This is a genomic window from Chryseobacterium sp. HMWF035, assembly GCF_003094695.1.
Classification (GTDB): domain Bacteria; phylum Bacteroidota; class Bacteroidia; order Flavobacteriales; family Weeksellaceae; genus Chryseobacterium; species Chryseobacterium gambrini.
Map to the genome: position 1 here is coordinate 89,990 of NZ_QEHP01000043.1, position 24,199 is coordinate 114,188.

Annotated in this window: 19 protein-coding genes; 16 read left to right on the forward strand and 3 right to left on the reverse strand. The window is 37.5% G+C overall.

Annotated features, from left to right (window positions below):
• Positions 1-23: 23 nt before the first annotated feature.
• Both DD829_RS07055 and DD829_RS07060 read right to left on the reverse strand, forming a co-directional pair.
• Positions 24-1,550 carry a G-D-S-L family lipolytic protein gene (locus DD829_RS07055; RefSeq protein ID WP_076393880.1) on the reverse strand — a complete coding sequence of 509 codons (1,527 nt, stop codon included), beginning with the start codon at positions 1,548-1,550 and terminating at the stop codon, positions 24-26.
• Between the two features lie 16 nt (positions 1,551-1,566).
• A complete protein-coding gene (locus DD829_RS07060; RefSeq protein WP_076393882.1) occupies positions 1,567-2,802 on the reverse strand; it encodes an OmpP1/FadL family transporter in 1,236 nt (411 codons plus the stop codon).
• Positions 2,803-3,075: 273 nt separating this feature from the next.
• Between DD829_RS07060 and DD829_RS07065 the strand changes: the two genes are divergently transcribed.
• From DD829_RS07065 to DD829_RS07085, 5 genes are all read left to right on the forward strand, one after another.
• Positions 3,076-4,506, forward strand: coding sequence for a stage 0 sporulation family protein (locus DD829_RS07065; protein WP_108410838.1), 1,431 nt, complete (start codon positions 3,076-3,078; stop codon positions 4,504-4,506).
• Complete coding sequence (locus DD829_RS07070) at positions 4,499-4,963, forward strand: gliding motility lipoprotein GldH (protein ID WP_076393886.1); 465 nt, start codon at positions 4,499-4,501, stop codon at positions 4,961-4,963. The genes DD829_RS07065 and DD829_RS07070 overlap by 8 nt, the downstream gene beginning before the upstream one ends.
• A 6-nt stretch (positions 4,964-4,969) precedes the next feature.
• Entirely contained in the window at positions 4,970-7,348 is a 2,379-nt protein-coding gene (locus tag DD829_RS07075; RefSeq protein ID WP_108410839.1) for a penicillin-binding protein 1A, read from the forward strand.
• Positions 7,349-7,422: 74 nt separating this feature from the next.
• On the forward strand, positions 7,423-8,964 hold the full coding sequence (locus DD829_RS07080) for a protein adenylyltransferase SelO (RefSeq protein WP_108410840.1): 1,542 nt from the start codon (positions 7,423-7,425) through the stop codon (positions 8,962-8,964).
• 81 nt (positions 8,965-9,045) lie between these two features.
• Positions 9,046-10,320 (forward strand): DUF6080 domain-containing protein, encoded by a 1,275-nt coding sequence (locus DD829_RS07085; protein ID WP_108410841.1) that lies wholly within the window; start codon positions 9,046-9,048, stop codon positions 10,318-10,320.
• A gap of 100 nt (positions 10,321-10,420) precedes the next feature.
• On the opposite strand, the gene DD829_RS07090 is transcribed toward DD829_RS07085, so the two are convergent.
• Positions 10,421-10,960 carry a sporulation protein gene (locus DD829_RS07090; protein ID WP_076393892.1) on the reverse strand — a complete coding sequence of 180 codons (540 nt, stop codon included), beginning with the start codon at positions 10,958-10,960 and terminating at the stop codon, positions 10,421-10,423.
• Between the two features lie 184 nt (positions 10,961-11,144).
• Between DD829_RS07090 and DD829_RS07095 the strand changes: the two genes are divergently transcribed.
• The 11 genes from DD829_RS07095 (at position 11,145) to ribH (ending at position 23,990) form a co-directional block, all read left to right on the forward strand.
• On the forward strand, positions 11,145-12,512 hold the full coding sequence (locus tag DD829_RS07095; RefSeq protein WP_108410842.1) for a c-type cytochrome: 1,368 nt from the start codon (positions 11,145-11,147) through the stop codon (positions 12,510-12,512).
• A 23-nt stretch (positions 12,513-12,535) separates the two neighbouring features.
• Complete coding sequence (locus tag DD829_RS07100; protein ID WP_108410843.1) at positions 12,536-15,595, forward strand: TAT-variant-translocated molybdopterin oxidoreductase; 3,060 nt, start codon at positions 12,536-12,538, stop codon at positions 15,593-15,595.
• 25 nt (positions 15,596-15,620) lie between these two features.
• Positions 15,621-17,018: an NrfD/PsrC family molybdoenzyme membrane anchor subunit gene (nrfD, locus tag DD829_RS07105; protein ID WP_027381049.1), complete on the forward strand. Its 1,398-nt coding sequence runs from the start codon at positions 15,621-15,623 to the stop codon at positions 17,016-17,018.
• On the forward strand, positions 17,005-17,526 hold the full coding sequence (locus tag DD829_RS07110; protein WP_108410844.1) for a DUF3341 domain-containing protein: 522 nt from the start codon (positions 17,005-17,007) through the stop codon (positions 17,524-17,526). The genes nrfD and DD829_RS07110 overlap by 14 nt, the downstream gene beginning before the upstream one ends.
• Positions 17,519-18,223, forward strand: a complete 705-nt coding sequence (locus tag DD829_RS07115; protein ID WP_108410845.1) for a c-type cytochrome — start codon at positions 17,519-17,521, stop codon at positions 18,221-18,223. The genes DD829_RS07110 and DD829_RS07115 overlap by 8 nt, the downstream gene beginning before the upstream one ends.
• A gap of 8 nt (positions 18,224-18,231) precedes the next feature.
• Positions 18,232-19,563 (forward strand): quinol:cytochrome C oxidoreductase, encoded by a 1,332-nt coding sequence (locus DD829_RS07120; RefSeq protein WP_076393902.1) that lies wholly within the window; start codon positions 18,232-18,234, stop codon positions 19,561-19,563.
• Between the two features lie 162 nt (positions 19,564-19,725).
• Positions 19,726-20,739, forward strand: a complete 1,014-nt coding sequence (locus tag DD829_RS07125) for a hypothetical protein (protein ID WP_108410875.1) — start codon at positions 19,726-19,728, stop codon at positions 20,737-20,739.
• Between the two features lie 50 nt (positions 20,740-20,789).
• Positions 20,790-21,989, forward strand: a complete 1,200-nt coding sequence (locus DD829_RS07130; protein WP_108410874.1) for a hypothetical protein — start codon at positions 20,790-20,792, stop codon at positions 21,987-21,989.
• Positions 21,990-21,992: 3 nt separating this feature from the next.
• Positions 21,993-22,529, forward strand: a complete 537-nt coding sequence (locus tag DD829_RS07135; protein WP_108410873.1) for an adenine phosphoribosyltransferase — start codon at positions 21,993-21,995, stop codon at positions 22,527-22,529.
• A 243-nt stretch (positions 22,530-22,772) separates the two neighbouring features.
• The gene (locus tag DD829_RS07140; protein WP_108411668.1) at positions 22,773-23,468 is read left to right on the forward strand and encodes a hypothetical protein; all 696 of its coding nucleotides are present in this window, start codon (positions 22,773-22,775) and stop codon (positions 23,466-23,468) included.
• A 3-nt stretch (positions 23,469-23,471) separates the two neighbouring features.
• Positions 23,472-23,990 carry a 6,7-dimethyl-8-ribityllumazine synthase gene (gene ribH, locus DD829_RS07145; RefSeq protein ID WP_108411667.1) on the forward strand — a complete coding sequence of 173 codons (519 nt, stop codon included), beginning with the start codon at positions 23,472-23,474 and terminating at the stop codon, positions 23,988-23,990.
• Positions 23,991-24,199: the final 209 nt, after the last annotated feature.

Sequence of the window (24,199 nt, forward strand, 5' to 3'; positions counted from 1 at the left end):
CTAAGTTTTTATTTATCCAGTTATTATGGGAATTTTACTCCGGAATAATTATTTGGATTTACCTGTGGTAAGGTAGATTTATATTTAGCATTGATTGCTTTAATAAATTCATTGGCAATAATTGCATAGCCTCTTCCTGTAAGGTGAACCCCGTCCAGAGAGAAAGCTCCCCCGGTTACGAATTTTGCAGTGTATCTTATCCCATCATACAAAATTCCGGATTGAGAATTAAGTTCTACCATTTTAGCATTTGCATCTACAAATGCAAGTCCTTTAGCATCTGCAATAGACTTAATTGAAGTATTATAGGCAGTCATAGCTGTTGTGACATTTGCTGCTTCAGTTTTTGAAAGCACATGCTGGTTTTCTAATGGATAAGAAATACCGTATACATTAATGGAAGCCGGAGCATTCGGATTAGTAGATCCGATTACCGCTCTGGTCGTAAGAAGGATATAATCTTCTGCGGTTGCCTGTCTCGCCTGTCCGTAAATCTGTCCGAAAGCAGCAGCTGTAGCCGCTCCTAAAGACGGCGTAAGTGCCGCAGTAAGCTGTGCTGATAAATTCGTTAAAGAAACATCTCTGATCAAAACAGGGTTTGATGAAGTAGAAGATAAAAGATTGATTCTATCCCCCGCTCCAAAAGCTGTAAGCGCCTGTTTAAGCGGGCCGTACAAACTTGTGTTTAGCGTATTAAGATTAGCACCTAAAGCAGCCGGAGTTAACGGATTGTAAGGAACCGTTGTAAAGAAAGGAATTGCTGTTACACTTGGAATATTGGCAATAACTCCTTTCGCACCGTTCGCTGTAAGCGCTGTTACATAAGAATTAATACTTGACGCTACCACGTTAGGATCAGAAATATCATTAGATCCATAAGTTGCAGGATTAATATTTCCTGTCTGAACAACAGCAGGTGTATATGTTGTAACGCCTCCTGTTGTTGTAGAATTTGTTCCTCCACTGGTTGCGTAGCTTAAAATATCGTTATTTCCGATCCATAGAGAGAAGAAAGTAGGATTTTGAGCTACTGCCGCCGCTACAGGACTTACCCCTGTAGAAAATCTTGCATAAAACGGATTAAGAGATCCATAGCTCGCAATACCCAAATGGAAAGATTTCGCTCCCGGAATCCCTAAATTTTGATAAGGTGCACCTGAAGAAATGTTATCTAACGCCGCTGCCGGAGCAGATGGCACCGGTGTAAGTGACCCATTTACTACACTAAGAACCAGTTTACCTGAAAATCCCGGAAGATTATTAAATCCACCAACGTTATTTGGCATTAAAGGCTGTTTAAAATCACCTCCTCCTGCAAGTTTCATCTGCATTGCAATCATTGAAGGATAAGATTCATTTTGTCCATCCAAATAAAGAGCTCCGTCTCTATATCCCGAAGTAAGAGAATTTCCTAAAGATACATATTTGGAAAAATTGGCTTCTCCGGAAGTTACTACCACATCCTTTACATCAGTATCGAAGTCTGTATCACAACTTACATTTAACAACAACGCTGAAATAGCGAATGTAGAAATTAATATTTTTTTCATAATTCTTGATTAAAAATTAAAATGCGTTATAAGACAAACCTAACCCAAAGTAAAATGCTTGTGCTTTAGCCTGCCCGTAAAGGTTATAAAATGCATTGTTTATATTTCTTGACTTCTGGAAGTTGTAAGCTCCTGAAAGGTCTACTCCTAATTTATTGAGTTTAAATCCAATCCCTCCGGTAATTACATTAGCATCAAAAGATGGTGTTTCCGGACTGAAGTGTGCGTCGTCATAAGGTGATTCGTCATGATAATATCCTAATCTTCCTGCAACTTTATCTGTAATCATATATTGCGTTCCGATTCTGAAAGCTTTAGAATTGTGGAAGTTTTTCGGCGTTACATTTTTGGTAGGATCATCTGCCTGATTTCCTGCCAATGCGTTTTCAAAATCCAATGTAAGTTTATTATACTTCTCCCATCCGTAGTAATTGAAATCTCCGGACACCTGCCATTTCGGTGTTATTTTATAGGTAACCCCAATTGTATATTCATCCACCAAAGGAAGAACAGCCTTAAAGTTATCCTGTCCGTTAGCGTCTAATCTTACTGAAGAATATAATGCCTGAGAAATATTAAATGTAGCTTTTCCTTTATCTGCATTCATATAAACCGGCGATCTGTAAGCAATACTTACATCCAGTTTTTCTTCTGGTCTGAAATAGAAACCTAAACCAAAACCGTGTCCTGAAGCCTTATCATCTTTTAGATTTAAATTTCCTCCTAATTGAGTAACTGCTTTCGTCCAGTCTACACTTCCTTTAGCATAGATATAGCTCGCTCCGAAAGAAACCCAAGGTGATAATTTCACAGAAACCATCGGCTGAAAATAAAATGCCTTCAGTTCTATATTCTCTACAATTTCTTTTCCAGCCCAGTTATCTGGCCATTCTACCGTACTTCCGTAAGGCGTTGAAAAATTAAAACCTAAAGAAAGATTATCTAACACTTTGTAAGCTACCGCAGCATAAATAGGAGTTCCCATAGGATTATCCGTAGAATAAGATTCCAAAGTAGTAAGATTCTGATAGGTAACTTTAGAACTTATCCCGAATCCACCCGCAGCAACACTAAGTTTTGAGGGAATGAAAGACATTCCCGCAGGGTTAAAGAACGTAACACTCGCATCTTCAGCATGTGCACTGGTATGCGCCATTGCCAACTGCTTCACCCCTTGCAGAGAAACCCTGAAGCCTCCTGCATAAGATAATACACCTGCCAATAAAGCTGTTGATATCAATATTTTTTTCATAGACTATTATTATATAATCCAAATATAAAATTATTTTAGATACATCTGTTAATAAATCATAAAATTTTAAACATCAACGCAAAAGAAAACTATGTTTAAAATAGCACTTTAAATAAAATAAGCTTTAAAAACATCATTATTAAATGATTAATTCAAACTATCTTCATAAAATAACATTTTGTTTAGTCTTAAACAAAACGATTCCCGAATATTTGATTATTTTAGACCTCATAAAGATAAAAATCATAAATTTGCAAATTAAATATATAATATATGAGTTGTGGATGTAAAACATCCGGCGATTCTGCACATTCTTGCGGACCCAAGAAGACCGCGAATGGCTGTGAAAATGTAAATACCTGTGGTAATAGTTATAAATTAAGTGTTTTTGACTGGCTTTCTAACATCAACAATCCCGCACCGAACAGATGTGATTTTGTAGAAGTTAGATTTAAAAATGACAGAAAATCGTTTTATAAAAATGTAAACAATATCCCTTTACACATAGGTAGTGTAGTAACAGTAGAATCGAGTCCCGGACACGATGTAGGTGTGGTAAGTCTCACCGGAGAATTGGTAAAGATTCAGATGAAAAAGAAAAAATGTTCTGAAGAATCGGCACTAAAAATATACAGACAGGCCAATCAGAAAGATCTTGAAGTTTGGCAGGAAGCAAGAAAAAAAGAAGACAGCGTAAAAATAGACGCCCGAAAAATAGCGCACAGATTAGGTCTTGAAATGAAGATCACCGATGTGGAATATCAGGGAGACGCCTCTAAAGTCACTTTTTATTATACGGCAGATAACCGTGTAGATTTCAGACAGTTGATTAAAGAATACGCCGGAGCTTTCCGTACAAAAATCGATATGAAACAGATCGGTTTCAGACAGGAAGCCGCAAAAGTAGGCGGAATCGGATCTTGTGGAAGAGAACTTTGCTGTTCGACTTGGTTAACGGATTTCAGATCTGTAAATACCAACGTGGCAAGATATCAGCAACTGAGTATCAATCCTCAGAAACTTGCCGGGCAATGTGGTAAACTTAAATGTTGTCTTAATTATGAATTAGACAGTTATCTGGATGCTTTAAGCAATTTCCCGTCTTCTTCCACCACTCTGGATACCGAGAAAGGAAGAGCTTTCTGCATTAAAATCGACGTTTTCAAAAAGAAAATGTGGTTTGCTTATGTAGAAAATTCAATTGCGTGGTACGATTTTGATATTGATCTGGTTAAAAAGCTGATCTCCAAGAATAAACGCGGAGAAAAAACACTTCCACTGGAAGAGCTGAAACAGCCGGAAACTCCTTTTGCAAGCATCGACCTGATTCAGGAGAACAACGTAGACCGTTTCGAAAAGAAAAACAGAGGCAACAGAAATAAAAACCAAAACAGACCGAATAGCAACAATCAGAACAGCCAGAATCAGCAAGGTCAGAAGAAAAACAATACCCGACCTGAGAGACAGGAACGTCCTGAAAGAAATGAAAAATCTGTTGAAAAACCTCAAAGACAGGAAAAACAGCAGCAAAATCCAAAAGCCAATTCTAATAACAACCAACCGAGACCGCAAAAGCCTCAACAGCCAAAACCTCAGTTGGAAAAAGCAGAAGCTGCTGCAGGTGCTGAAACTGATAAAAAACCCAATCCAAACAAAAAGAAATTTAAAAAGAAGTTTCCTCCAAAAAAAGATAACAATGCGTAAAATTTTAGGATTATTTACTCTTATTCTTTTCTTTAGCTGTAATTCTTCCACCGAAGGAGAAGTTTTTATGAATTCTGTTGATAACAAATGGAATAAGAAAAGTGAACAAAAATTTAATCTTGAAATTTCAGATCCGCAAAATCCTAAAAATATTATATTTGTTGTAAGAAATAATAACAATTATCCTTACAGCAATATAAGGTTTATTGTCAATTTTACCGACCTTCAAAGCAAGAAAAAGCAAACGGATACGTTAAATTATGTATTGGCAAAACCTAACGGAGAATGGCTCGGAACAGGATTCGGAGATACGAAGGAAACTTTGTTTCAATATAAACTGAATTATAAATTTCCCGCAAAAGGAAAATATGAAATCGGTCTTACTCAGGCGATGAGAAACGACAACCTTCCGGGAATTGAAGACATTGGAGTAAAAATAGAAACGGCTAAACCGTAATCATCAATGGAAGTGAACAAACAAAATACTGGGAACAAAGGGAAAACCTTCCCTCTTCCTCCTAAAAAGAAAGACACTGCCTGGAAAAGGTGGGTTAAATTTATCTGGATCGGATTCTTTGCTTTGGTTTTAGGAATTTCAGGGCTATTCTTTGCCGTATCGCAAGGTTTCGTAGGAGAAATGCCGGATGTAAAAGAGCTTGAAAATCCGGATATATATGTTGCCTCACAAATCTACTCTTCAGACGGAGTTCTTTTGGGTAAATTTGAAAAAGAGAAAACACAGCCTATCATTTATAAAGATCTCCCGCCTTACTTAATCTATGCTTTACAGGCAAAAGAGGACGAACGTTTTAAAGAACACTCAGGAATTGATTTACAATCAGTTGTAAGAGCGGTAGCTTATGGAGGTAAAAGAGGCGGTGGATCCACAATAACCCAACAGCTTGCAAAATTACTTTTCACCGGAAATGCTTCTCAAAACAGAATTGAAAGAGCATTCCAGAAATTAAAAGAATGGGTTGTTGCCGTAAGTCTTGAAAAAAGATATACGAAAGAAGAAATCATAACACTGTATTTCAATAAGTTTGATTTCTTATTTAATGCTAACGGAATTGAAATGGCTTCGAAGATTTATTTTAATAAAAAAACTTCTGAGCTTACTTTACCGGAGGCTGCAACATTTGTTGCCATGCTTGAAAATCCAAGAAAAAATAATCCATACAGAAATCCTGAAAGAGCAAAAACAAGAAGAGATGTTGTTTTGGATCAAATGCTGAAAACAGGATATATCGATCAGGCAACATTTGATAAAGCTACAGCAACGCCAATTACAGTTGATTTTCATCCTATAAGTAATATTACAGAAGGCTATTCCGCTTATTATAAGTTTTATCTGAAAAAAGAAATCGACAAATATCTTGACGATTACGAAAAAGAAACCGGTAAAAAATTAAATCTTTACAAAGACGGTTTAAAAATATATGTAACTCTTGATTCCAGAATGCAGAAATATGCAGAAGATGCAATCAGAGAGCATTTAACGGATCTTCAGAAAAGATTTGACGCTGAGCAGAGAGGAAGAAAAAACTGGCCATTCTATTACCTGAATGATAAGCAGGTGAATAATCTGATGCTTCAGGCAATGAGAAGAACAGGACGCTACAAACTTCTTAAAGCAGACGGAATGCCGGAAGATTCTATTTTAATGGAATTTAAAAAACCTGTTAAAACCTCAAGATTTACATGGGCTGGAGAAGAAGAAGTAGAAATGTCTCCTTGGGATTCTATCAGATGGCACAAGAAAGTTGCTCAGGCAGGATTGATGTCTGTAATTCCGGGAACAGGAGAAATTAAAGCCTGGGTTGGAGGAATCGATTGGCAGCATTTCCAGTATGACCACATTAAGCAGGGTAAAAGACAGGTAGGTTCAACATTTAAGCCTTTCGTTTACGCAACTGCGATTATGAAACTAGGTTTAACACCTTGTTCTACTATTTCTAATGCAAGCTTTAACAAAGGAACTTATCACGTTCCGGGAAGAGGCGGAATGCTTACTTTAAAAGATGCATTGGCGCACTCACAAAACCCTGTTGCACTTCGTCTTGCCGAAATGACGGGAACACAAAGCGTAATACAAACCGCGAGAGATTTGGGAGTAACAGAAGAAATCTCCACAAGCTTACCAATGGCTTTAGGAGCTTCGGATATTACCATCTACGAAATGGTAGGAGCTTACAGTACTTTTGCAAACTACGGAAACTACAACAAACCGGAGATGATCTGGAGAATTGAAGATGCCAACAGCCGCGTAATTAAGGAAGTAAATGTAGAACCTAAAGAAGTGATGAATCCGCTGTACGCTTATACCATGATTGAACTGATGAAAGGTGTGGCACAATACGGAACCGCTTCTGGAGAACTGGGAAGAAAAGGAATTTCAAAAGATATCGAAATTGCTGGTAAAACAGGAACTACCCAGAACAACTCAGACGGTTGGTTTATGGGAATCGTACCGAAACTGGCAACCGGAGCATGGGTTGGATGGGAAGACAGAGCCACCCACTTCTACGGAACAGGAGAAGGACAGGGAGCTAAAATGGCATTACCAATCTGGGCAATCTACATGAAGAAAGTATGGGCAGATAAAAGCTTAAAAATCTCTCCGGATGATAAATTCGTGAAACCTTCGGAATGGAAAGACGGCTGTTCAAACCTTAAGGGATTAGGCGCAGGTTACGGAGATGATGGCGGATTACAGACGCTTGATGAGATCAAAAATCCGAAACCGGCAGATCCAAGCGGACAAAAAACATCCGGTAAAAAAGAAGAAAATGTAAACGAAAACCTGAATACTGGCGAAGACATAGACTTCAATAATAAATAAATTCTTTTTTAGAAATATACAAGACCTTTCAATCATTTGGAAGGTCTTTTCTTTTTAATTAATACCTTTGAATTATGAATCTTGAAAACATACAACAACCCTTTATAAAAAAGTTTCCCGGAGATTTTTCCGGCAATACCCTACAGAGAAATACTCCGAAGGTTTTATTTTCCACTGTCCAGCCGGTTGGTTTCGATCATCCAGAGTTAATTGCTTTTAACGAAAAACTTTCAGAAGAAATCGGACTTGGAGGGCTTGAAGAAAAAGATCTTAATTTTTTGGCAGCAACACATCTTCCCGAAAATATCAAAACCTACTCCACTGCTTATGCAGGGCATCAGTTCGGAAACTGGGCAGGACAATTAGGAGACGGAAGAGCCATTCTTGCCGGAGAAATTGAAAACAATTCAGGAAAGAAAAACGAAATACAGTGGAAAGGAGCCGGAGCAACGCCTTATTCCAGACACGCAGATGGAAGAGCCGTATTAAGGTCGTCTGTTCGTGAATATCTGATGAGCGAAGCGATGTTTCACTTAGGAGTTCCTACAACCAGAGCATTGAGTTTAGCATTTACCGGAGAAGACGTCGTAAGAGATATCATGTACAGCGGAAATCCTGAACTGGAAAAAGGAGCGGTAGTCATCAGAATCGCAGAAAGCTTTCTTAGATTCGGGCATTTTGAATTGATGTCTGCCCAACAGGAATACAAAACATTGCAGGAACTTGCAGATTATACCATTCATCATTATTTCAAAGAAATTTCTTCGGAGGGGATTCAGAAGTACAAAGATTTCTTCGAAAATGTATGCAGAAGAACAGCAGATCTTATGGTAGAATGGTATCGTGTAGGATTTGTTCATGGGGTAATGAACACAGATAATATGTCGATTTTAGGTTTAACGATCGATTATGGACCTTATTCGATGATGGATGAATACGATTTAAATTTTACCCCAAATACCACCGATCTTCCAGGAAGAAGATATGCTTTCGGAAAACAGGGACAGATTTCCCAATGGAACCTATGGCAATTGGCAAATGCCCTTCATCCTTTAATTAAAGATGAAAAATTCTTGGAAGATGTTTTAAATGATTACGGAAGCTATTTCTGGGAATCGCACGACAGAATGCTGTGCAGAAAATTCGGTTTTGATCAGTTACTAACAAGCGATGAAAAATTCTTTACCACATGGCAAAGTCTGATGCAGGATCTTCAATTAGATTATACCTTATTTTTCAACGAACTCGAAAAATATGATGACCAGAAAGATCTCAGACAGCAATTTGAAAACGTTTCTTACACATTTTTAAATGATGAGAAACTTTCGAAACTGGAAGATTTTATGAAAGCTTATCAGTCAAGACTAGAAAAAAATATTATTTCAAGGGAAAAATCTTTGGAAATCATGCATAAAGCCAATCCTAAATTTATTTTAAGAAATTATCTTCTCTACCAGTGCATTGAGGAAATTAATGAAGGAAAAACAGAAATGCTGAAAAAATTAACCCACGCTTTAGAAAATCCGTACCACACTGTTTATCCGGAATTTTCAGCAAAAAGACCTTCAGATTATGATGATGTATCGGGATGTTCAACGCTTTCGTGCAGTTCGTAATTTTAAAATCATAAAAATCAATACAAAAACTCATCAGATTTGGTGGGTTTTTTATTTTACTTTTGCAGAAAGTTTTTGCAGGTGTCAAAATTCAAAACAAAATTTATCCATTTTTTCAAATTGCTTTTTCCGTCAACGGGAATTGAACTTATTGTTTTTCTTTTCTTTCTCGTCGCTTACGGATATATGGGATCATATATTGCGATTCATCACAAAATTATCTTTGACGGAAGAATTCCCTGGGATGCGTATTTCAGCTTCGATAACAAATCTATTGTAATGACTGGCGGAAGTTTTGAAAGACACCCGCTTTCCTACTATTTTTTTAACTGGATCCGAGAACTGGCTTTAATTTTCTCCAACGGAAAAATGGATGGAAATTTCCGTTTCGCTTTAGCCTGGCTGAGTAATCTCGCGGTAAGCTTAAGCATTCTTCAGGTGTTTAAATATCTTAAAAACATTATCCGTCTTCCTTTAGTTTTGAACCTCATACTAATTCTGTTTTTCGGAGCATTTTCAACAAATATTCTCCTTTCTTTCACTCCGGAAAACTTTACCTACACTTTATTTTTCCTGACCCTCTTTCATCATTATTCAGCTATAAAATTAAAGAAAGAGGAGAAAATTCAGGCTTTAGCTTTGGCTTTTTCAGGAGTTACCATCGGAGGCTTAACGGTAACGAACATTGTTAAAATCTTCATTCCCGTCGCTTTTGAAAAGGGAGTTTTCAGAAACTGGAAAAAATTTGGGAATGCGGTTTTCAGAGGACTTTTTACCTGCGTCTGTTTTGTTTTATTATACTTAAACCGAATCGATTTTAAATATCAGAATATATTCAGCAAAACCAATGAACAGTACGAAAAATTCTCCAATGTAAATTCTACTCCGACATGGGATATGATCCTTTCGTACTTTTTCGGGGGAAATATACTTTTTTCAAATTTTCTGATCCGCGATAAACATAATATGAGCGGTTACCACTATAAAGGGATTATAATGACTGTTTATTCATCATGGATTCCTTATATCTTTATTGCCGTTTTATTGATCCTGATTTGTTGGAGTTATTTTAAAAATTTCAGAAATAAACTCGTTCAGGTTTTAATGATTTCATTCCTGTTTGACGTTATCATTCACTGCGTTATGAGATTCGGACTTCACACGTCATACATCTACGGAGGTCATTTTGTTTTTGTGTATCCACTGTTATTAGGATGGCTATTTCATCACTACAGGCAATCGCCAAAAATTCTATCTTTTTTAACGGTGATCTTCCTCATTTTATTCGCTTATCTCATCACAAATAATTATTTAAGGATGACTGAATTCTTTTGGTTTTTAAATAAATTTTATTAAAATTTTACTTTTAATTTTTCAAAATTAAAAGTAAAAATCAATAAAAAAAAGCTGAGAAATAATTTTTCCCAGCTTTTTACTTTATGCTAAATAATTTCTACTATTTTGCTTCCGCACAGAAAATTCTGTACTGTACTGCAAGTGCAGATTTAAAATATTCTCTCACTCTGGAAAGATCAGAAGCCGCACTTTGTTTTGTGAAATAACTCCCCGCTAAAATTTTATAATTCGGTCTTAAAGAAGCATCCGTTTCCACTTTCAGGTTAGGAAATCTTTTTCTGAAATAAGCCTTTACCTCATTGGCTTCCTCATTACTTTTTACCGTTGTAATCTGAATTTTATACCCTAAAATTCTTGGATTTTTTCTGCATATCTCAGCGTTGGTAAGTTCCCTGTTCGGAACATAAATTTTAGTTGGTTTTGAAGGGCTGTAATCTTCGTCATCTTCCCTTGAAGAAGTTGCCAAAGTTGTTTTGGAACACTTATCCTCTATGCTTTCCAAAGCCGCATTCACCTTAGAATCCATCGTCATGGTAAGTTCTGTTCCCGCCAAAGTATCTTTTCTTACAACTTGTTGTGCATCAACACCATAAAATGCAAGCACAGACAGCATCGAAATTATTTTGATTAAATTTTTCATTTAAACTTGTTTGCGCAAATTTATACAAATTAAAAAATTATACCAAACATGGTTATTTAGAATAATTACAAATTAAACGGAAATGACATTTTCCCCTTTCCATATACCGTTAAATTCCTGTTAAAAATATTATTTTTGCGGGATTGATTGAATGTTCAATATTTACTAACATAAGATAATTTAAATGATTAGTTGGAGAAAGCATTATAGACAGACGTTGATCGCAATAGGCTTATTGCTATCGACCAGTGCTTCAATTTACGGGCAGGACGGCGATCCTAAGAATGGTGAGAAGCTTTTCAAAGCGAATTGTACTGCATGTCACGCACTAGACAAGAAACTGGTAGGTCCTGCTCTTGGAGGAGTAGTTGAAAGACTGAAAAAAGATCAAAATCTAGACATTGACTGGTTTCAAAAATGGATAACCAACAATGAAAAACTTAGAGCTTCCGGAGACAAGTATGCCAATGAAGTATACGAAGCCAACGGAAAAGCGGCAATGCAGGTTTTTGAAGGGAAACTTTCAGAAAAAGATATCAACGATATCTTGGCATACACCTCAAATCCTCCGGCTGAAGAGCCTAAAAAGGATGATGCAAAAGCAACAGCAGCAGCAGCAACTGATCAGGCTGCTCCTGCAAACAACACTACAACAAGCGTAGTAATCATTTCACTTTTAGCAATCGCAGCGCTATTGGTTTGGATCCTGGTAAAATTAAGACAGTTGGTAAAACTGGGTCAGTCTGAGGACTTAGCCGGTCTTAATGAAACAAGAGTAAAATCTTTCAGCGAAATCTATGCAAAATACCACTATGTAGGAAAAGGATTAATCGCAATCCTTGCACTTCTGGCAACTTACGGAATCTGGAACTGGATCATGTGGATCGGGGTTTACAAAGGATATAAGCCGGAACAGCCTATTTATTTCTCCCACAAAATTCACGCTGGAGAACAGAAAATCGACTGTCAGTTGTGTCACTCCAGTGCCAAATACGGAAAAGTATCTGAAATCCCTTCTATGAACGTTTGTATGAACTGCCACAGAACAATTTCTGAATACAACGCAGATCACTACATGGAGCCAGGAAAAGATAAGGCTTTCTATGACGGAGAGATCAAGAAAATCTATGCCGCTACAGGTTGGGATCCTGAAAAACAACAGTACACAGGAAAAACTCAGCCGGTTGAATGGACAAGAATCCACAATATGCCGGACTTTGTATACTTTAACCACGCACAGCACGTAGTAGCAGGTGAACAGGCGATCATCAATTCTTTCAACAAAAAGAATCCAAACAACAAAATTGATGTTGTATGTAAAGCTTGTCACGGAAAAATCGACACAATGAATGTTGTTCAGATGGCTAACGACTTTACAATGGGATGGTGTATCGAGTGTCACAGAACTACAGAAGTTGACATGAACAACGGTTATAATAAAGAATACTTCAAAAATCTACACGACAAGTTGAAAAAACAATACCCTAAAGATGGTGGTAAGATTACGGTAGATGCTATTGGAGGTCTTGAGTGTGGTAAATGTCATTATTAATAACTAAAAATTAGAAGTATCAAATGGCTTCAAACAAAATACAATTCAGAAGTATTCACGAACTTAAAGATCCGGCTTTAAACAATAAGCTGGCTCAGAAAGAGTTCCAGGAAGAAATTCCGGTAGAAGATTTCCTTGATGATGCGGAAAAAAACGGTTCCGCAACCTCAAGAAGAGATTTCTTAAAACTATTAGGTTTCTCTACTGCAGCAGTAACACTGGCTGCCTGTGAAGCTCCGGTAATCAAAACGATTCCTTATGTGGTAAAGCCGCATGAAATCATTCCGGGGATTCCAAACTATTACGCTTCAACGTATTTCGACGGTTTCGATTTCGCAAGCGTATTGGTAAAAACAAGAGAAGGAAGACCTATCAAAATTGAACCAAACCCGGCAGCAGGAGATTTAGGTAAAACGAATGCAAGAGCTCAGGCAAGTGTACTTTCTCTTTATGATAACGATAAAGTAAAGCAGCCTAAATTTGAAGGAAAAGACGAAACTTTCGACAAAGTAGACAGCTTCGTTATCAAAGGACTGGATGAGGCTAAAGCAGCAGGTAAAAGAATTGTTTTACTATCTCATTCTTTTGCATCCCCTACTTTCAAAAAATTATTTGCTGAATTTAAAGCTAAATATCCTACAGCAGAATTAGTAACATATGATGCTTATCCTTATGCTGCAGCATTAGACGCGGCTCAGGAAGTTTTCGGAACAAGAGCATTACCAATTTACGATCTTAAAGGAACTGAATTGGTGGTTGCATTCCAGGCTGATTTCTTAGGAGACTACAACGCGGGAGGCTTAGAATCTTCTTACGCAGCGGCAAGAACTCCGGGAAAAAATATGTTGAGACACGTTCAGGTTGAATCCAATATGTCTTTAACAGGAGCAAACGCAGATTCAAGAATCAGACTGAAACCAAGCCAGGTAAATAAAACGTTAGTTGAAGTTTACAATGCAATCGTTGGTGGTGGTACTTCTGACAAAGCTGCATCTGAAATCGCAAAAGAATTATTGGCAAAAGGAAGCAAAGCAGTTGTTTTCGCTGATGGTTCTAAAGGAGCTCAGGTTTTAGCTCACTTAATTAACCAAAAATTAGGATCAGTAGCTTTCACCGGGAAAGCAAACTTCTTAAAAGATTTTGACAAAGCAAGATTCGAGGAATTCCTTGGATGGGTAAACGGAGGACAGGTTGGTGTATTGATCGCTAACAATGTAGATCCTATTTACTCTTACCATAAAGGAGAAGATTTCAAAAAATCGTTATCTAAAGTTCCTTATGTAATCGCTGTTGCAGATAAGAAAAATGAAATGTACAAAGCAGCGAAAGCTGTAATTCCTGTAGCCAACTGGCTGGAATCTTGGGGAGATATCGAACCACAGACAGGAGTATATTCATTAATGCAGCCTACGATCCAGAAAATCTACAAATCAAGACAGATTGAAGAATCTTTATTGGTTTGGAAAAACGGTAAAAACAATGCTGCTAATAATTATTATGATTATTTAAAAGCAAATGCTACTTCTATCTTAGGAGCAACTTCTTTCAACAAAGCTTTATATAACGGTATCAATGCTTCATCAAATGCGACAACATTATCGTACGCAGGAGGAAACGGTGCACAGGCTGTTGCTGAATTAAGCGGTTTCAAACCTTCAGATTTAGAATTGGTATTGTATACGAAGACAGCAATGGGAGACGGAACTCAGGCAAACAACCCTTGGTTGCAGGAATTACCCGATCCAATCACAAGAATGTCTTGGGATAACTACTTAACAATGTCTCCGAAAGACGCAGAAAGATTGGGTATTGATAACGATCTTAACGCGAGAATGCAGTTAGACGGTTCTCTTGTAAACCTTACTGTAAACGGAGTAACAATAAAAGACGTTCCTGTATTTGTACAACCGGGACAGGCAGACGGATCAGTAGGTCTTGCGCTTGGATACGGTAAGAAAAACTCAGGAGCTACAGCAGATACCGGTGTAAATGCTTATCCTTTATTCGATGGTTCTAACTTAGTTGTTTCTAATGTTAAAATCGAAAAAACAGGAGAAGATCACGAATTTGCAGGTATCCAGCTTCAGAATACATTAATGGGACGTTACGAAATTGCTAAAGAAGTACCTTTGGCTGATTTCTTAAACGTAGCATTTGATGATGAACACGACGGATGGAACAAACCTTTGGAGTATCACACCATCAGCGGAGCTCTTCCAGCAAGAAAAATTGACCTTTGGGATGCTTTTGATGATACAGACGGACCTCACTTTAACTTATCAATTGACCTGAACTCTTGTACTGGTTGTGGAGCATGTATCATTGCTTGTCAGGCAGAAAACAACGTTCCGGTTGTAGGGAAAGAAGAAATGAGAATGTCGAGAGATATGTACTGGTTAAGAATTGACCGTTACTATTCATCAAGACAGAAGGTAGAAGTTTATGAAGGATTAAAAGAAGGAATGGCTGTGCCGGAACTGTATGGTACTGCTTTTGGAGACGGTGGAGCATTGAACCATCCGGCTGACAATCCTGATGTAATCTTCCAGCCGGTAATGTGTCAGCACTGTAACCATGCTCCTTGTGAAACAGTATGTCCGGTAGCGGCAACTTCACACGGTAAGCAGGGACAAAACCACATGGCTTACAACAGATGTATTGGTACAAGATACTGTGCAAACAACTGTCCTTATAAAGTAAGACGTTTCAACTGGTTTACTTATAACCTTAATGACAAGTTCGACTTCAACATGAATAACGATCTTGGAAGAATGGTTCTAAACCCGGATGTTGTGGTAAGAACGAGAGGGGTTATGGAGAAATGTTCTATGTGTATCCAGATGACTCAGACTACTATTCTTGAAGCTAAAAAAGAGAATAGAATCGTGAAGGACGGAGAGTTCCAGACAGCTTGTTCTAAAGCTTGTTCTACAGGTTCAATCAAGTTCGGAGATATGAATGACAAAGAATCTGAAGTTAGAAAGCAGTACGCTTCAAACAGAAGATATTATTTACTAGAGGAGATCGGAACAAAACCAAATGTGTTCTATCACACTAAAGTAAGAAACAGAGTAGAAAAATAAAGTTTAAATAATAAATAGGTAAAAAATGTCAGGACATTACGAAGCTCCGATAAGGGAACCTCTAATTATTGGTCACAAAACTTATCACGATATCACGGAAGATATTGCACGACCTATCGAAGAAAGAGCAGGTAAATTATGGTGGATTTCATTATATGCAGCCTTAGTTCTATTCATCTATGGATTCGGATGTATCGCTTACACTATCGGAACAGGTATTGGAGCATGGGGACTAAACAGAACTATTAACTGGGGATGGGATATTACTAACTTCGTATGGTGGGTTGGTATCGGTCACGCCGGAACCCTAATCTCAGCGGTATTATTATTATTTAGACAGAGATGGAGAATGTCTGTAAACAGATCTGCAGAGGCGATGACGATCTTTGCGGTTGTACAGGCGGCAATCTTCCCGGTTATCCACATGGGTAGAGTTTGGGTAGGATATTGGGTATTCCCTTTACCAAACCAGTTCGGTTCTCTTTGGGGGAACTTCAACTCTCCTCTACTTTGGGACGTATTTGCGATCTCTACGTATTTCTCGGTATCAACAGTATTCTGGTTCATGGGATTGATCCCTGACTTTGCAATGATCAGAGACAGAGCGAAAACGCCTTGGACTAAGAAAATTTATACTTTCCTTGCATTCGGTTGGGGTGGTAAAGCAAAACACTGGCAAAGATTCGAAGAACTATCTTTGGTTCTTGCAGGTTTGGCAACTCCGCTTGTATTCTCAGTACACACTACCGTATCTTTTGACTTCGCAACTTCGGTTATTAAAGGATGGCACTCTACAATCTACCCTCCTTACTTCGTTGCCGGTGCGATCTTCTCAGGATTCGCAATGGTACAGACACTATTGTTAGTTGCAAGAAAAGTATGTCACCTTGAAGATTACATCACTATGTATCATATCGAAATTATGAACATCGTAATCATCTTAACAGGTGGTATGGTAACGGTAGCTTATGCCACTGAATATTTCATCGGATGGTATTCAGGATCAAGATTTGAAGATTTCACATATCTTTCTCCTGGTGCTGCTGTTGGACCTTACTGGTGGGCTTTCTGGTCACTAATTATCTGTAACCTTGTTGTTCCTGCTTCTTTCTGGTTCAAGAGACTAAGAACGAACATTATCTGGACATTCATCGTTGCATTAATCATCAACATCGGTATGTGGTTTGAGCGTTTTGACATTATCGTTATCAACCTTTCAAGAGATTACTTGCCGGGTTCTTGGACGATGTTTAAGCCAACAATCATTGATGTGGGAGTATATTTAGGAACAATCGGATTCTTCTCTGTATTATTCTTATTATACGCAAGAACATTCCCTGTAATTGCACAGGCTGAATTAAAATCGATTTTGAAAATCTCAGGTGAAACTTATAAAGCAAAAGAAGGAGATGAGCACCACTAAAATTGTATACGGACTTTATGCGGACGACGACGATTTAATGAACGGCGTTAAAGCATTCAACGATAAAGGAATCAAAATAAACGAAGTGTATACTCCGTTTCCGGTTCACGGACTAGATAAAGCTTTAGGGTTAAAGAAAACAAGAATTTCTGATGCCGCTTTTATCTACGCTTGTTATGGAGTTACAATCGGTGCTACTCTTACATGGTATGTAATGAACCACGACTGGCCTCAGAACATTGGGGGTAAACCAGCTTTCGACTGGGCTCACAATATGCCGGCTTTCGTAGTACCTATGTTCGAGCTTATGGTATTCTGCGCAGCACACATGATGTCATTAACTTTCTTGGTAAGAAACAAAATGTATCCTGGAGCGCCTGCACAAAACCCAGATCCAAGAACAACGGATGATAAATTCATGATGGAATTTGTAACTGAAGATGTAGAATCTGTAAAGCAGTTGCTTATTGAAACTGGAGTTGAAGAAATAACTGTTAAAGATGCTTAAAATGAAAAAGAATGTATTAAAAATTACAGCAGTTTTAGGTTTAACAACAGTTTTACTTAACTCTTGCGGACCAAAAGAGAATACTCCGCTGGTATATTTTCCGGATATGTATTTTCCGGTAGCTTACGATCCATTAATGAAAGCTCAGGATGCTTATTCAGACCATGAAAATGAAATTCCTGCTTTTGTAAAAAATAACGGTGCGACAGGTCTTTCTCCGGTAGAAGGATCAGTAGCTCAGAATAAAGACGGTATTTTCGAAGAAGGATTACTTCCAAAAACACCGGATGAATACAATGCTGGTTATGATGCTTCTAAAACAGTAACTGCTTCTCCTTTAAATCCTGCCAATACAGCAAAAGATCTTGAAAGAGGAAAAAGTCTTTTCGAGAAAACATGTTCAGCTTGTCATGGTGTCGGAGGAGACGGACAGGGACCAATCGTTCAGTCCGGAGCATTCTCTGGTGTACCCAACTATGCAGACAGAGATATTACTGTAGGATCTGTTCATTATGTAATAACCAACGGTAGAAACGCAATGGGATCTTATGCAGGGCAACTTAACGCTGGAGACAGATGGAGAGTAGCCATGTATGTGATGAATGCTTTCAAAAAAGGAGCTGCAGCACCCGCTACAGCTACGACAGCAGCTGCTCCTGCTAAATCTGAAACGATGACTACCGAAACTAAAAAATAAGAAAAGAAATGTATAGTTTTTCACCAAAATTAAAATCAACTTCTATAATCCTTCTTGTTGTAGGTTTAGTTCTTTTTGCTGTTGGTTTCTTTATGAATAAAGGAATCACTACTGAAAAAATAGAACATATGATGGAGGCGGTTCATGCTTCTGGTCATACGGCGCCTACACATTCTAGTGAAATGGTAGGACCTCAAGATCACGCAGCTCACCTTGAGCATGCTACTCTTCAGGTTCACAACCAGCCTTTAGCGGCAATACATTTTGTAGCTGTATTTTTCTTTGGAGTAAGCTGCTGCGTATTATTCTTTTATTCTATTCAGCACGCTGCACACGCAGGTTGGCCAATTATCATTACAAGAGTAATGGAAGCTATTGCTTCTTATATTCCTTACGGTGGTGCTATTTTAATCATCTTAATGATTTTAAACATCACTCACCAAGGTCACCTCTTCCATTGGATGGATCCGGAATTAACAGACCCAAATTCTGCTCATTTCGATGTGATCTTATTTGAAAAAAGAATTTTCTTAAATATCCCTTTCTATGCAGTAAGAACTTTCATCTATGTATTAGGTGCTTCTTTCTTCGCTTGGAAACTGAAAGCTCAGTCTAAAAAAGTAGACGAAACAAAATCAAGAGTAGAATATCAAATGCTTTACAGATGGGCAGTGGGATATATTGCATTCTTCGGTTTTGCTTCTGCAGCTTGGGCTTGGGACTGGTTGATGTCTATTGATCCTCACTGGTATTCTACCATGTATATCTGGTATTCAATGGTAAGCTGCCTTTCAAGTGGTATTGCGGTAATTATTCTTTTAAGTGTATATTTAAAGAAAAACGGATTCCTTCCGCAGTTCAATGATAACCACTTACACGATTTAGGAGTATTCCTATTTGCAACAAGTATGCTTTGGACGTATACATGGTTTGCACAGTTCATGTTATACTGGTATGCAAACATTCCGGAAGAGGTTAACTATTTCTTCGGAAGATTCCAGCACTACTCTCCTACTTTCTTGCCAATGCTTATTGTAAACTTCTTATTACCGTTATTGGTATTAGTAAGCAGCAGCATCAAGAGAAACTACAAAGTGGTTACAACAATGGCAGTAGTCGTAATTTGTGGTCACATCTTAGATTACTTCAACATGGTAATGCCGGGAACTGTAGGACCATATTGGAAAACTCCTGAAGTATTTATCTTAATCTTAGGAGCAATCTTATTCGTAGTTGGATTATTTATGTTCACTGTGCTTTCAGCATTATCTAAACTTAAACTGATCCCTACAGGTAACCCTTACCTTCACGAATCTGAAATTTATGAATATCCTTTCTAAGGAATTTGTAACAAGATAAAAACAAAAAAGACTGATTGTAATGATCAGTCTTTTTTTTGCTTTTTTGTGCAGAAATAAAAAAACAATGCAACCTTTTTAAGTTTTCGTTGTCATATAATCAAAGAATGATTTAAACTTAAAAAAACATTAATTGTATCAATCATGAAAAAAAATCTCCTGTTATTATTTTTAACAATCCTCGTAAACTTCATCAATGCACAAAGTATCACTTTCGTTTCAGAAAAAACCAATAAGCCCCTTCCTAAGGTTTCTGTGTTTGGGAAAGACGGGAGCATTTTAGCTTATTCGGATATCGACGGAAAAATCGACAGGCAGTCCATAAAACCGGATCAGGAAAAGTTTCAGCTCATCTACGATAATATGTCTGTTGCTACTTTGTCCTATGCGGATTTCGACAAAGAAATTATTAAAGTGGATGACAGGGTAAAAGATATCGAACGTGTTGTCATAAAAAATAACAAACCCGCAAAATACATTTTTGTAAAAGGAAACTTTAACACTTACGTTACCGTAAACAATAAACTAAACTGCTACACAGACGGAATCATTACTTATATTTTTGATAATAAAACAAAAAAACTGAAAAGTGCCAATGTAGAACAGTACAGAGCATTCAGGATTGAAGACAAAAATGTTGACAAAAAACTGACAGCTTCCTTTGATTATGGTAAAATGATGAATGTTCCTGAGATGAAAGATGTCGGAAATATTCAGGAATATAAAAAAAAGAATGCCGTCATTAAAGAACTGAAAGGAGACCGGAAAGATCAGATCGAAATTGCTCACAGTGCTTTACAGGAAAAAGAAGTAAATTTTTTAGGATACCGTTTTTACGATGTAAGAGTAATCTCAAATGCTTCTTACGAAAAAGAAAGCAGTAAGACCTTAAGAGAGCTTCTGGAATTTAACGACATTCGATTTATCAAATTAAAACACAAAAGTGAACCAGACTACAATCAGTTGATTTACTACAGCAATTTTTATCCCGCAGAAATAGAATTCAGAGACGATAATGATATCGAAAGTGTAAATTTTAATACCAATAAAAGCAGCTATACAAAAAAATACTGGGAAGATTCATCTTTTCCGAATATGCAGACTGTTTTCAGCTCGTTTTTCAGAGATCAGCTCAAAGAGCAACAAAATAAAAAATAAAACCCGCTATTAATAAAGGTTTTATTATTTTTGTGGTAAACCGAAAAAAAATGAAAAAGTTTTCTTTTCTACTAATTTTCAGCCTGTTGCTTTTCACAGCATGCAAGAAAGATCATGTAGATGCTACCAATACTAAAACCTTGCAGTCGAGTATCAACGATATGACGGCAAGTTTACCTACCATTAAACAGATTAAATTTAACGAAGCCCTTTACATCCTAAAAACTTTCGGAGTGGAAGCCGATGGCGATGTTGCCGAACTGAAAGCTTTAGGACAATTGATTGACGGTAAAAAAGTGCCCGAAATTATGGCAATGGCAGATCAGGTAGCCCAGAAAAACGGAATTGAATGGGCAAGTACAGCACCGCCTTCATTAGGAGAAATGAATATCTTCGGAAACGAAACAGCTAAAGAAAGCGACCCGAATGACGTAAAAGCAAACTCATTAAGCATTTCTACAAGACCGACTGGAGATGACGGAACTGGTGCGCCTACTGCACTTCAGATCGTTCCGAGATTAGTTGATAACGCAGGAAATCCTGTATCCTTTACAGGAGCAGGTCTGGAAGCAACGCTGGAAGTTTTCAGCAATGGAGTAAAGCTTTCTACGGCTAAAAATTTAATGCAGGATAACAATTTCAAAGGATTTAATTTAAAATTCTCTTCACTTCCTGCAGCTCAGGTTGTTGATAATAAAATCGACATCACGGTTTCTGTAAAAACAACGGCTAAAACTTTCAAAATGACAAAAATCGGACTGGATGTTAATCCTCTTTTACTGAAAGTTCCGGCTGCACCGAAAGTAGATTCAACAGCAGTTATTCAGGATCCCGCTGTAATCGATCCGAATAATCCGAATGCAACGGTTCCTTCCACAACAGATCCAAATGCTGCCACACCAACAACTCCAGCAGCGCCAAAACAGCCAGCTTCAGATCCGAAAAGTACCGTTTCAGGATTTTTAAATAACGTAAGCGCTCAAAACCTAAAAGCTGCGTACAACTCTGCAAGCAACCCGAGCTGGGGAAGCTATGAATCATTCTCGAACCCGACTTCAGGATTTGGTTCGGTGAAAAATGTAAGCGTAAAAAACATCACCACCAATGCTTCCAATACAACTTCTGCAAGTGTGAGTGCAACGTATGATGTAACGGATAAAAGTGGAAAAACAACTTCACTGAGAGCAACTTTCGGACTTAAAAATGTAAACGGAGACTGGAAAATTTCCAGCTACAAAATCAATCCATAAAAAATGGCATCGCAGCAGCTCATCACAAAACTGGAAGAAACCATTGAAAATATACCTGATTTTCCGATTCCGGGAATTCAGTTTAAGGACATCTCTCCTATTTTCCTGAACCCGAAACTGTATGAAGAGGTGATTGCAGATCTGGTACAATTCAGCAAAGGAAAAGTTGATGTAGTCTGCGGAATTGAAAGCAGAGGTTATCTTTTCGGGATTGCCATCGCTGTTGCATTAGAAGTTCCTTTTATTTTAATCCGAAAAGCAGGAAAACTTCCGCCACCCGTCATTTCAGAAAAATATGATCTGGAATATGGAAGTGCTGTTATTGAAACCCGTGAAGGACAGTTAAAATCCGGACAAAGAGTTCTGATTCATGATGATCTTTTAGCAACCGGAGGAACAACGGAAGCCGCCGCTAAATTGGTTGAAAAACAAGGCGCAACCGTTTCTCAGTTCAGTTTCCTAATTGGATTAAAAGATTTAAAAGGCAAAGAAAAACTGAAAAAGTTTAATGCGGAAGTATATCATATTTTAGAATATTAAACTGAATTAAATATCGATGCTTCGACAAGCTCAGCATGACAATGCTAATAATTTAACGTTACATTAATGCATATAGTATTAGAGATGTCATGCTGAGCTTGTCGAAGCATCTCTTTTTAGTAAGTTCACGATTCATAATTAACAATTCTACTTGATTAATTCAAATAAAATCAACAATACGCACAAAGTATTTTGTAAATCATTCAGAAACAATTAAATTTGCATTTCAATTTTTAATAATTTATGGCAAAAATTACAAACGAGCAGGAAGGTAAAGAAACGGTTGAGTTTTTTAAAGATCTTGACAGAGAAGCTTTAAACACAGAAAGGTTCCTTGAAAAATATTCAAAACCTTTGGGAATTGTTTTCGGACTACTTATTTTAGGGGTTCTTGGTTTCTTCGGTTACAAACAATTTGTTGTAGCTCCTAAAAATGCAGAAGCTGTAAAAAGTTTCCTGGCTGCTCAGAAAAATCTTGCTGACGGTAAAGATAAAGAAGCTTTAGGCGGAAAATCTGCTGCAAATCCGGGTTTCTTAGGAACTTATAACGAATATTCTGCAACCAACGTAGGAAAGCTTTCCGCTTACAACGCTGGATTGGTGAAATTCAAGGAAGGAAAATTTCAGGAAGCTTATGATCTTTTAGACAGTTTTTCATCCGACAACAAAACGTTGATGGCAATGAAATACGGAGCAATGGCAGATGCAAAATCCGGTCTTAACAAAAATGATGAAGCCCTTCAGTTATTAGACAAAGCGGCTTCAGCTTCAGACGATCCTTACACAACGTATTATTTTATAAGAAAAGCAGGTATTTTAGCTTTAGGATTAAAGAAAAATGCAGAAGCTAAAAAGTATTTTGCAACAATCGACGAAAAATATCAGGACTACGACAACGGAATGTCTGATTCTTATATTGAAATGACTAAATATTACTAAACAATGGCAACAGTTAATCTTTCTGATTACAAGCCACTTAACATAACCAATGCCGATGATTTTTCTATCGGCATTGTTTTTTCTGAGTGGAATGATTTTGTAACCTACAATCTTCGTGATGCAGCTCTGGAAATCCTTCAAAAAGAGGGAGTAAAATCTGAAAAAATTTCTCTTTTTCCGGTTCCGGGAGCGTTTGAGTTAAGCTACGCAAGTATGCAGCTTTGTAAAGAACGAACCTTTGATGCAGTAATTGCGATCGGATGTGTGATCCGTGGCGAAACGCCGCATTTCGACTATGTCTGTTCGGCGGTTGCACAGGGAATTAAAGATTGTAATATTTTGACGGATACTCCGACGATTTTCTGTGTTTTAACAGACGATACAAAAGAGCAGTCGATTGCGAGAAGCGGCGGCGATCTTGGGAACAAAGGAGTTGAAGCGGCAGTTACTGCTTTGCAAATGATTGATTTTAAAAAGAATCTTTCCGGCAGAAAAGGAAATATCGGATTTGGAAATTCGTAATTTTCAAAATAAAAAATATTTGAAAGAACTATTGAAGAATAGTTCTTTTTTTGTCCCCGAACAGTTACCTCCTGAATATTATATTGTTAAAATAATTTTAAATATTTATAAACTTTCTAATTATTGTGGTATTTTAAAAAAATATACGCTCAAATAATATTCAATACTTATTTTTGTAAGAATTCATATTCAAATCATAACAATGTTTG

Coding starts and splice junctions, on each gene's coding strand:
- DD829_RS07055 (WP_076393880.1), bottom strand. CDS start 1,550: ATGAAAAAAATATTAATTTCTACATTCGCTATTTCAGCGTTGTTGTTA.
- nrfD (WP_027381049.1), top strand. CDS start 15,621: ATGTCAGGACATTACGAAGCTCCGATAAGGGAACCTCTAATTATTGGT.
- DD829_RS07090 (WP_076393892.1), bottom strand. CDS start 10,960: ATGAAAAATTTAATCAAAATAATTTCGATGCTGTCTGTGCTTGCATTT.
- DD829_RS07075 (WP_108410839.1), top strand. CDS start 4,970: ATGGAAGTGAACAAACAAAATACTGGGAACAAAGGGAAAACCTTCCCT.
- DD829_RS07080 (WP_108410840.1), top strand. CDS start 7,423: ATGAATCTTGAAAACATACAACAACCCTTTATAAAAAAGTTTCCCGGA.
- DD829_RS07120 (WP_076393902.1), top strand. CDS start 18,232: ATGTATAGTTTTTCACCAAAATTAAAATCAACTTCTATAATCCTTCTT.
- DD829_RS07125 (WP_108410875.1), top strand. CDS start 19,726: ATGAAAAAAAATCTCCTGTTATTATTTTTAACAATCCTCGTAAACTTC.
- DD829_RS07060 (WP_076393882.1), bottom strand. CDS start 2,802: ATGAAAAAAATATTGATATCAACAGCTTTATTGGCAGGTGTATTATCT.
- DD829_RS07100 (WP_108410843.1), top strand. CDS start 12,536: ATGGCTTCAAACAAAATACAATTCAGAAGTATTCACGAACTTAAAGAT.
- ribH (WP_108411667.1), top strand. CDS start 23,472: ATGGCAACAGTTAATCTTTCTGATTACAAGCCACTTAACATAACCAAT.
- DD829_RS07070 (WP_076393886.1), top strand. CDS start 4,499: ATGCGTAAAATTTTAGGATTATTTACTCTTATTCTTTTCTTTAGCTGT.
- DD829_RS07110 (WP_108410844.1), top strand. CDS start 17,005: ATGAGCACCACTAAAATTGTATACGGACTTTATGCGGACGACGACGAT.
- DD829_RS07115 (WP_108410845.1), top strand. CDS start 17,519: ATGCTTAAAATGAAAAAGAATGTATTAAAAATTACAGCAGTTTTAGGT.
- DD829_RS07140 (WP_108411668.1), top strand. CDS start 22,773: ATGGCAAAAATTACAAACGAGCAGGAAGGTAAAGAAACGGTTGAGTTT.
- DD829_RS07095 (WP_108410842.1), top strand. CDS start 11,145: ATGATTAGTTGGAGAAAGCATTATAGACAGACGTTGATCGCAATAGGC.
- DD829_RS07065 (WP_108410838.1), top strand. CDS start 3,076: ATGAGTTGTGGATGTAAAACATCCGGCGATTCTGCACATTCTTGCGGA.
- DD829_RS07130 (WP_108410874.1), top strand. CDS start 20,790: ATGAAAAAGTTTTCTTTTCTACTAATTTTCAGCCTGTTGCTTTTCACA.
- DD829_RS07135 (WP_108410873.1), top strand. CDS start 21,993: ATGGCATCGCAGCAGCTCATCACAAAACTGGAAGAAACCATTGAAAAT.